Source organism: Comamonas sp. (assembly GCF_036643215.1).
In the GTDB taxonomy this organism is placed as follows: Bacteria; Pseudomonadota; Gammaproteobacteria; order Burkholderiales; family Burkholderiaceae_C; genus Comamonas.
The window spans coordinates 1-9,201 of record NZ_JAVXSJ010000055.1; the positions used below are offsets into that span (position 1 = coordinate 1).

Sequence of the window (9,201 nt, forward strand, 5' to 3'; positions counted from 1 at the left end):
CCCACGCTTATCGGCTGTATTTTTTTAAGGAACCGAGAATTCAAAACTGGCAGAGCCACTCTTGAATTTTGTTGCTTGCTGTGATCAGCGAAGCCTTGAATTTTAGCACAGTTTTTAGCATCTCAATCTCTTGATTTGCTTCGAGAAAACCAAGTGATCTCGTTCAGCGCAGCCTTGCATTGTACACAGAAATTTGAGCACTTTGCAACCCACACAAAGACAGCCGAAAAGAAGGCAGACAGGCCAAAGCCTGTCTGCCTTCTTTTTCTTACATGGACAGGGCTGCTGACTCCAAGGCATCGACAAACAGTGCTGCGACGTCACAGCCTGTCTGATCAAAGATCTCCTGGAAGCAGGTGGGGCTGGTCACATTGATCTCGGTGACGTTATGACCAATGACATCCAGACCAATAAGCAGCAAACCACGCTTGACCAGTTCTGCACCGATGAACTCTGCAATGGCCTTGTCTTGTTCAGCCAAGGGCTGGGCCACACCCTTGCCGCCTGCAGCCAAGTTACCGCGCACTTCATTGCCTTGCGGGATGCGAGCCAGGCAGAAGGGGACAGGCTTGCCGCCAATAATGAGGACTCGCTTGTCACCATGAACGATGTCGGGCAGGAATTTCTGCACCATGACACTGATTGCGCCGCCCTGATTCAGGGTTTCGATGATGCTGCCCAGGTTGCGGCCATCTTCACCCACGCGGAAGATCCCCATGCCGCCCATGCCATCAAGTGGCTTGAGGATGATGTCTTTGTGCGCTTCATGGAACGCACGGATGTCCTGAGCGCTGCGCGTGACCAAGGTGGGCGAGATGAACTGCGCAAATTCCATGATGGCGAGCTTCTCAGGGTGCTCGCGCAGGGCGCTGGGCTTGTTGAAGACTTTGGCGCCTTCACGCTCGGCTTGGCTAAGCATGTGCGTGGCGTAGAAAAACTCCGAATCAAAAGGAGGGTCCTTGCGCATGACGATGGCGTCAAAGTCAGCCAGGTTCACCGCTTTGCAGGCTGTTTCCTCAAACCAAGCATCCTTATTACCGGTCAGCGAGATGTAGCGCACCTGCGCTTTGACCTTGCCACCGCTTTGCCAAGAGATGTGCTTGGGCTCGCAGGCCACGATCTGGTGGCCACGGCGCTGGGCCTCGCGCATCATGGCAAAGGTGGAGTCTTTGTAGATAACAAAGGATTCCAGCGGATCGGCAACAAACAGTATTTGCATGGTAATGAACTCTATCGGTAGATATGGGCATCATGCCCAGCCGGGCATAACACCACAAAGTGGCAGCAGATGATCAAACCGCCCGGGCTCGGAAGCTTTGGACGAACAAAGCCAGACTACCAGCAACCACGCCCCAGAATGCCGATCCCACGCCGCCAATGACTACGCCGCTAAGCGTGACAAGGAAGGTAATGAGCGCCGCCTCCCGGTGCTTTTCATCCTTGAAAGCAGTTGCCATACCGCCACCGATGGAGCCCAGCAGGGCCAAGCCTGCAATACAGGCGACCAATTCTTTAGGAAAGGCCGTCAGCAACCCGGTAACGATGGCGCCAAAGATGCCTATCAATATATATAGCAGGCCGCACACAGCTGCAGCGGTGTAGCGCTTGTTTCTATCCTCATGAGCCTCATCACCCATACAGATAGCAGCGGTAATGGCGCTCAGGTTCAGGGCATAGCCGCCAAACGGAGCCAGCAGCAAGGTCGCCACGCCCGTGGTGCTGATGATGCGAGACACAGGAATCGGGTAGCCCGTGGCGCGGATTACCGCCACACCCGGCAGATTCTGCGAAGCCATGGTCACCACAAACAGGGGCAAGGCCAGACTGATGAGCGCCTGCAGCGAGAACACGGGAGCCGTATAAACCGGAATTGCCAGACCAGCATGCACGGCGGACCACTGCATTTGCCCCCGCAGTGCAGCCCAGAGCGTGCCAACCAGCAAGGTAATGATGACGGCATAGCGCGGAACCATGCGGCGCGACAGCAGATAGGCCAGCAGCATGACCAGTACCAGAGACAGATTGCTCTCTGCCGCCGAGAAGGCCTGCATGCCGAACTTGGCCAGCACCCCAGCCAGCAGGGCCGAGGCAATTTCCATAGGGATGCGGTTCATGATGCGCTCGAACCAGCCAGTCACGCCCACAAGAATGATGAGCGCCGCGCTGACGATGAAGGCGCCAATGGCCTCGCCCATGGAAAAGCCGCCCGCCAGACCTGCCGTAGCCAGCACCGCCGCACCCGGCGTGGACCAGGCCACCATGACGGGCATGCGCAAAATAAGCGATGGCACCAGCGAGCAAAGCCCCATACCCAGACCCAGCGCCCAGATCCAGGAGGTGATTTGCTCAGGCGTGGCATGAAAAGCCTGCGCCGCCTGAAACACCAGAGCCACCGAGCTGGTGAAACCCACCAGAACCGCCACAAAGCCTGCGGCGACAGCGGCAGGACTCAAGTCTTTGAAAAAGCGCATCTGCGCATTCTGGCATCAGGGCGGCCAGATTTTCTGCCGCATGCGTGACGACAGATGCAGCTCAAACACACCACTATCAAATGAGTAGCCTCTAGCGCTTATCTATAAAGCGCTAGAACACTATTTGACTCAAAGTTCTTACAGCTCGATCTTGGAGCCTAGCTCCACCACCGAATTGCTGGGCAGGTGCAAAAAGTCTGCAACACGGCTGGCGTTGCGGTGCATCTGGGCAAACAGCTTCTCGCGCCAGTGGGCCATGGAGTTATTCATGCGCGGGATGATCACATCGCGCGACAGAAAGTAACTGGTGGACATCGGGTCCAGCAAACAACCCTGAGTACGCAGCTGCGCCAGCGCGGCGGGTACATCGGGCTCATTCTTGAAGCCATAGTGAATCATGACTTCCCAGCAGTCGCCTCCCAGCGACTCGGACTCCACCCGTTTATCCAGCCCTACCCACGGCACCTCGTGATTGCGCACGGTCACAAAAAGATTGCGCTCATGCAGCACCTTGTTGTGCTTGAGGTTATGCAGCAACGCATGGGGCACCGTGCCCGGCTCACCCGAGAGGAACACCGCCGTGCCCGGCACGCGCGTGGGCGGATGGCGCCAGGTGGACTCCAGAAAATCGCGCAAATTCAGCGCATCCGCCTGTAGCTTCTGGTGCAGCAGCTCGCGGCCACGGCGCCAGGTCATCATCAGCGTAAAGACCGTTCCGCCAATCAGCAGCGGGAACCAGCCGCCTTCAAACAACTTGAGCAGGTTGGACGCAAAGAAAGCCAAGTCCACCAAGAAGAAGAAACCAGTGCTCAGCAGGCACAGAGCCAGCGGGTAGTTCCAGCGATAGCGAATCACGAAGAAGGTCAGCATGGTAGTGATCAGCATGTCCAGCGTCACCGCAATACCGTAGGCCGCAGCCAGATTGCCACTGCTTCTGAACAGCAAAACTGCCAGCGCAATCGCCACAAACAGGCCCCAGTTGACCAGCGGCATATAGATTTGGCCGGTTTCCTTCACGCTGGTGTGGCGCACCTCAAAGCGCGGAAAGTAACCCAGCTGAATGACCTGACGGGTCACGCTGAAGGCGCCGGTAATCAGCGCCTGTGAGGCAATCACGGTAGCCATGGTGGCCATGATGACCAGCGGCAGCAGAGCCCAGCTGGGTGCCATCATGAAAAACGGGTTCTTCACAGCCTCTGGGTTGGCCAGCAGCAGCGCACCCTGGCCGAAGTAGTTCAGCGTCAGCGCCGGCATGGCGATGCTGAACCAGGCCAGACGAATCGGTTTTTTGCCAAAGTGCCCCAAATCGGCATACAGCGCTTCCGCACCAGTCACGCAAAGCACCACGGCACCCAGAATGATGAAGCTGGTGCCGGGGTTGTTCCAGATGAACAGTACGGCGTAGTGTGGGCTCAGGCCCGCCAAAATTTCAGGGTGGCCCATGATCTGGCGCACGCCTAGCAAGGCGATACAGGCAAACCAGGCGACTGTGATGGGTCCAAAGAACTTGCCAATGCCTGCCGTACCGCGCTTTTGCACAAAGAACAGCAGAAACAAAATCACCAGCGTCAGCGGAATCACCGCCTTGGTGAAGTGCGGCGAGATGACTTCCAGCCCCTCAACCGCCGAGAGCACCGAGATTGCCGGGGTAATCACCCCGTCGCCATAAAACAGCGAGGTACCGAACATGCCCACCAGAAACAGCGCGCTGGAGAGGCGCGGCTTGTCTTTGACCGTCTGCGATGCCAGAGCCAGCATAGCCACCAGTCCGCCCTCGCCGTTGTTGTCGGCACGCAGCACCAGAACCACGTATTTGAGGGAGACGATGACCGTCAGCGTCCAGAATAGTACCGAGAGCACGCCATAGACGTTGGCCGGCGTAAAAGGCACATGGCCTGAGCCGAAAACCTCCTTGACCGAGTACAAAACACTGGTGCCGATGTCTCCATAGACAACACCAATTGCGCCCAAAGTCAGGGCGCCTAGCGAGGATTTCGAATTTTGCACAGGTCAGGAAGCGACTCGTAAGGCAGTCACCGAGTGATGAAATTGACGGCATTGTGCGCTGTCCCGCGCACATGCGATATCAGTCGTAAATTTCTGCGTCAGGATTAGTGGCTTCCAGCTCATAGCTCGCCGCCAACATGGCCAAACGTGCTACCACGCCATACATATAAAAGCGATTAGGCGCGCTGGCACCGGGGCGCATACCCGCCTGAGGCAGGTGATTGCTCTGCTGGAAGGCCAGCGGCACATAGCCGGCACCGGGGGCGTTGAGGTTTTCGTCCTCGCCACGCTCTGGGTGCATGCGGTAGAAGCCGCCAACCACATAGCGATCCATCATGTAGACCACGGGCTCGGCCACGGCATTGTGCATGCGCTCATAGGTCAGCACGCCTTCCTGCACGATGACGTCATGCACGGTCTGGCCGTCTTTGATGATGCCCATCTTGTTGCGGCTCTTGCGCGGCAGTGCAGCCAGCTCCTTGGCATCACGCACGGTCATCACGCCCATGCCGTAGGTGCCGTTGTCGGCCTTAACCACGGCAAACGGCTTTTCCTTGATGCCGTATTCCTTGTATTTGCGGCGCACCTTGGAGAGGATCACATCGACCTGATCGGCCAGCGCATCCATGCCCGTGCCTTCGGCAAAGTCGATATTTTCAACCTGACCAAACAGCGGGTTGATCAGCCACGGATCAATCCCCAGCAGCTTGCCAAAGCGCTTGCCGACTTCTTCATAGCTCTGGAAATGGCGGCTCTTGCGGCGCACATTCCAGCCTGCATGCAAGGGGGGCAACAGATATTGCTCGTACAGCTCTTCGACAATACCAGGAACGCCTGTGGACAAATCGTTGTTCAGCAGGATGGTGCAGGGGTCGAAATCCTTGAGGCCCAGGCGGCGCTTGCTACGAATCACCGGCTCGAGCTGAATCACGTCGCCCAAGGGCAAAGTGATGGACAGTGTCTTCTTGATCTCGGGGCTGATGGAGCCAATGCGCACATTGAGACCCGCCATGGAGAAGATGCGCTTGAGCTGCAGCACGCTGGCCAGATAGTGGGTGTTGCGCGTGTGGTTCTCGGGAATGATGAGCAGATTGCGCGCTTCAGGACATATCTTTTCGATAGCAGCCATCGCAGCCTGTACGGCCAGCGGCAGCATTTCATCGGTGAGATTGTTCCAGCCACCCGGAAACAGGTTGGTGTCCACCGGTGCCAGCTTGAAACCCGCATTACGAATGTCCACCGAGCAATAGAACGGTGGCGTGTGCTCCATCCATTCAAGGCGGAACCAACGCTCGATGGCAGGCATTGAATCGAGAACGCGCTGCTCAAGTTCGTTAATGGGGCCGGTCAAAGCCGTGACAAGATGTGGAACCATAAATACCCTCAGGAGACGGTGGTGGGGTGCGATTGTAGAGATTGGAGCATGAGATAGGTGTTTTCCCTAGTCTTTTGTCTCAGCGACGCCAGAAAGCCGGCGTCAGCAAAGCCATAAAACTCAGTATCTCAAGCCGCCCCAGCAGCATGGCTAGAGTACACACCCAGATCTGGAAATCAGTCAACACCGTGTAGTTGGATGCCGGCCCAATCGCCCCCAGTCCCGGCCCCATGCAATGCACACTGGCCAGAACAGCAGAAAAAGCAGTCAGAGGATCAAGGTCCGTCAGCAACAACACCATGCTCAACACAATGACCGTGGCGCCATAGACAAGCATGTAGGCCAGCACCGAAAAAATCATCGGGTTATCCACCACTGCATCGCCCAGACGCACGGGTTGTACAGCGCGCGGATGCACAAGGCGCGTCATTTCGCGCCTGGCCTGCTTGACCAGAATCAGCATGCGCACCATCTTGATGCCGCCGCCAGTCGAACCCGCGCTGGTCGCCACCCCGGAGAGCAGCAGCAGCAGCACCGGAATAAAAACCGGCCAGGAAAGATAGTCTGTGGTGGAAAAGCCCGTGGTGGTGGCCACTGAGACCGTGTGGAACATGCCAAAGCGCAGTGCATCCAGCGGGCCGTACACGCCCTTGACCCAGAGCAGCAGAGCCACCAGCAGTCCCGCGCCCACCAGCACGCCAATCGTGGCGCGCATTTCGGGGTCACGCATAAAGCTGTCGAGTCGCCCCTTGCGCATGGCCACAAAGTACAGCGCAAAGTTGCAGCTGGCCAGCAGCATGAACAGCAGCGCAGCAGCCTCCAGCAGGGGCGAGTTGAAATAGGCAAAGCTGGCGTCGTGCGACGACAGGCCGCCCAAGCTCACCGTGGAAAACATATGCATTAGCGCATCAAGCGGCTGCATGCCCAAAGCCCAGAACGCCAGAAAGCACCCTGTGGAAAACAGCGCGTACACGCCCCACAGGCCCTTGGCGGTTTCGGTAATGCGCGGGGTAAGCTTGGTATCTTTAACGGGGCCTGCCGCCTCTGCGCGAAACAGTTGCGCGCCCCCAACACCCAGCAGCGGCAAAATAGCCACGGCCAGAATCAGAATCCCCATACCGCCCATCCACTGCATGAAGGTACGCCACACGTTGATGGATACCGGCAGTTGATCCAGCCCGCTGAGCACCGTCGCACCGGCCGTCGTCAGGCCAGACACCGCTTCAAAATACGCATGGGTAAAGCTGATAGAGATACCCACCCGGCTCAGCCCCATCATCAGCGGCACCATGGCGCACAGGGGTAGCACCACCCACACTAGCGTCACCAGAATCACACCATGGCGCGGCTGCAAGTCCTGCTTGTGGCGATGCAAGCCGCCCCACAGCAGCAGACCCACACCCACGGTCAGGCCGATCGCCCAAGGGTAAATGCGCCAGATGCCATCCTGCGTGAACCATGAAACGCCAAAGGGCAGCAGCATGGCGCCGGCGAACAGCATCATCAGCATGCCCAGCACGCGCAGGACAGGAAGCAGGTCTTTCATGGGAGCAGCTTAGAAAAAGGTGGCGCTGACGCGGAACAGGTTTTCCACGTTGCGCACCAGCCGCTTGTTAGGCAGGAAGAACACCACATGGTCGCCGGATTCGATCACCGTATTGCTGCGCGGAATGATGACCTCGGTCACCAGCGGCAAGCCCGCAACCTCTTCGCAAGTCTTGCCTTCGGGGATTCCACGCACAATAAGACCAATGTGCACATCCTCAGGCAGGCGCAGCTCTTCCACCTTGCGGCCCACCACGCGCGAGCTTTTTCGGTCGCCGCGCGCCACAATTTCCAGCGCCTCGGCCACACCACGGCGCAGGCTGTGCACGGCCTGCACATCGCCACGGCGCACATAGGCCAGAAACTCGCCCAGCATGGCCTGTGCGGGGGATAGCGCAATATCAATCTGCGTGCCATGCATCAGATCGGCATAGGCACGGCGGTTGATGAGCGACAGCACGCGGCGTGCGCCCATGCGCTTGGCCAGCAGACTGGACATGATGTTGTCCTCATCATCGTCCGTCAGCGCCAGAAACAGGTCCACCTCTTCAATGCCCTCTTCCTCCAGCAAGTCCTCATCCGTGGCATCACCCTCCAGCACCAGCACTTCCGCAGGCAGTGCGGACGCAAGACTCAGGCAGTGCTGCGCATTGTGTTCGATGATCTTGACGTGAAAGCGCCCTGGCGTCTGCGCCAGCTTTCTGGCCAGACGCAGGCTGACCTGACCGCCACCCGCAATCATGATGCGATAGACCGGGCGGCTTGGACGGCCCTCTGGCAAGTTGATGGCTTTAAGCGCCTCCGGCACATGCGCGGTGGCGGCCAGCATGAAAACTTCATCGCCGGGCTCAATGCGCGTATTGCCATCACAGCGCACAAAGCGGTCAGGCTCATCCATAAAGCGGCGGTAAATGGCCACAATGCGCATGGCCAGCGCGGGCATACGTTCGCGCACCTGGGCAATCTGCAAGCCCACCGCAGGCGCGCCAGCACGGGCGCGCACCGAAGCCAGCGCTGCACGGCCACCCGCAAAGGAGCGCACCTGCATGGCTTCGGGGTACTCAATAAGCTTGCTGATGTAGTTGGTGACGGATTCTTCAGGGCAGATGATGCGGTCTACCGCAAAGCCATCTTTGCCCAGCACCGGATCATCGGCCGCAAAGCTTGAGGAGCGCACCCGCGCAATGCGGGTGGGAATATCAAACATGGCCTGCGCAATCTTGCAGCAGACCAGGTTGGTCTCATCCATGGACGCGCAGGCAATGAGCAAGTCCGTATCTTTGGCTCCCGCCTCGGCCAGCACCTGCGGGTCAATGCCATTGCCGACCACGCCGCGCAGGTCAAAGCGCGACTCCAGGTCACGCAAGGCGCGTGCATTGGTGTCGATGACAGTGATTCCGTTTTGCTCGGAAACCAGACTTTCGGCCACACTTTGACCTACGCGCCCGGCACCCAGAATAATGATTTTCATGGTGTTATGGAGAGGGAAACCCAAGCTGCGGTATCAATTCAACGCCGGAGAAGGCCGCTGACGGCATCCCCGGCAGGCAGTCTTCAGCCGCGGACTTCGCCGTCGCCCAAGACCACGTATTTGAGCGACGTCAGGCCTTCAATGCCCACCGGACCACGCGCATGGAACTTGTCGGTGCTGATGCCGATTTCGGCACCCAGACCGTACTCAAAGCCATCGGCAAAGCGGGTGCTGGTGTTGACCATGACGCTGGACGAGTCCACCTCGCGCAAAAACTTCTGCGCATGCTGGTGATTGGTCGTCAGTATGGACTCGGTATGGTGGCTGGAGTA

The 9,201-nt window shown here is 58.3% G+C and carries 6 protein-coding genes and 1 pseudogene; all 7 read right to left on the reverse strand.

Annotation, left to right across the window (positions count from 1 at the left end):
* Positions 1–268 precede the first annotated feature (268 nt).
* On the reverse strand, positions 269–1,219 hold the full coding sequence (gene gshB, locus RSF91_RS18975) for a glutathione synthase (RefSeq protein ID WP_332569876.1): 951 nt from the start codon (positions 1,217–1,219) through the stop codon (positions 269–271).
* 73 nt (positions 1,220–1,292) lie between these two features.
* Positions 1,293–2,471, reverse strand: coding sequence for a benzoate/H(+) symporter BenE family transporter (locus RSF91_RS18980; protein ID WP_332569877.1), 1,179 nt, complete (start codon positions 2,469–2,471; stop codon positions 1,293–1,295).
* Positions 2,472–2,609: 138 nt separating this feature from the next.
* On the reverse strand, positions 2,610–4,478 hold the full coding sequence (locus RSF91_RS18985) for a potassium transporter Kup (RefSeq protein WP_332569878.1): 1,869 nt from the start codon (positions 4,476–4,478) through the stop codon (positions 2,610–2,612).
* Between the two features lie 79 nt (positions 4,479–4,557).
* Positions 4,558–5,853: a glutamate--cysteine ligase gene (gene gshA, locus RSF91_RS18990; protein ID WP_099739143.1), complete on the reverse strand. Its 1,296-nt coding sequence runs from the start codon at positions 5,851–5,853 to the stop codon at positions 4,558–4,560.
* A gap of 79 nt (positions 5,854–5,932) precedes the next feature.
* Entirely contained in the window at positions 5,933–7,399 is a 1,467-nt protein-coding gene (locus RSF91_RS18995; RefSeq protein WP_332569879.1) for a TrkH family potassium uptake protein, read from the reverse strand.
* A 9-nt stretch (positions 7,400–7,408) separates the two neighbouring features.
* Positions 7,409–8,869: a Trk system potassium transporter TrkA gene (gene trkA / locus RSF91_RS19000; protein ID WP_332569880.1), complete on the reverse strand. Its 1,461-nt coding sequence runs from the start codon at positions 8,867–8,869 to the stop codon at positions 7,409–7,411.
* Between the two features lie 83 nt (positions 8,870–8,952).
* A pseudogene (locus RSF91_RS19005) lies at positions 8,953–9,201 on the reverse strand (gamma-glutamyl-phosphate reductase); the annotation flags it as partial.